The sequence below is a fragment of the Colwellia sp. TT2012 genome (genome assembly GCF_001440345.1).
GTDB lineage: Bacteria > Pseudomonadota > Gammaproteobacteria > Enterobacterales > Alteromonadaceae > Colwellia.
Map to the genome: position 1 here is coordinate 1 of NZ_LJYX01000095.1, position 900 is coordinate 900.

The 900-nt window shown below is 57.1% G+C and carries 2 protein-coding genes; both read right to left on the minus strand.

From position 1 onward, the window contains the following. A partial coding sequence (locus ASU03_RS18875) for a hypothetical protein (RefSeq protein WP_197411300.1) occupies positions 1 to 495 on the minus strand: 495 nt, incomplete at its 3' end. A gap of 3 nt (positions 496 to 498) precedes the next feature. Further along, positions 499 to 900, minus strand: a 402-nt coding sequence (locus ASU03_RS21230; RefSeq protein WP_197411301.1) for a hypothetical protein, incomplete at its 5' end; no start/stop codon positions are given.

The following is a 900-nucleotide window of genomic DNA, read 5'->3' on the forward strand; positions in this document are numbered from 1 at the left end:
GTGCAACCGTGTAAGCGGCTTGCGCAAGACCTCGGTAAACGCCGATAGCAACGCCGGACCATAACGTTTCAGCCGTGCATATTGCAGGTGCGGGTTGCTGGTTCGTCCCTCACGACCCACCTCCAATTGGGCGTACTCATTGCCCAACAGCAACCGTGTATCGAAGGCAAGGAGTTCGTCGAGCATCGCGGCAAACGACGTCTCGCCGAGCTTGTTTTGATCTGGAGCCACATCAAAGTGGTAGGTCGCCAAGACTTTGCCGCCGGTATCAACCAACTCAGCGATGACTTTGCCCGCATAAAAACCCGGCTCCCATCGCCACGCGTCAAATGCCTCATGGCGCGAGGCCTCCAACGGCTCATCATCAACAAACAAGCGCGACTCGGGGACAATCTCGAAATAATAAGTGCCGCGCTCCATGAACCCCGAAGCCAACGCTTCGGGGTTGACCGTGAACGTGCTGCCTTGTTTATCGATGCATCGGATAATCGCCATTTTTCAGCGCCAGAACCGGGCGGAACCCATAGAGCGCAAATCATCCTGCAACTCGGCGACTTTGGCTGCCGAGTCCGCCAGCCTCATATCCCGCAACAAGGTGCTGGTGTCCGCGAAGGCGGCCTGGACCCGCGGCGTGTCTTCACCGCGAAGTTTGGGCAGGACGTTGGCGTAGATGGCTTGATCCAATGCTGTATCGAAGTCAATCACACCACCGCGTTCGGCCTGCTCGATATAGCCGATAACATCATGGATTGTCCGCCAGCCAAAATGCAGGCGTGCCGGGCGCAAGGCCTTGACCAACCCTTTGAGCGTGTCGCGCACTCTAACAACTTGTTCCTCGGCCAACGCGCTGGTTTTCCAGCCAGGGAACGCTTCAACATCGATATCCCAGAACTCGATCAC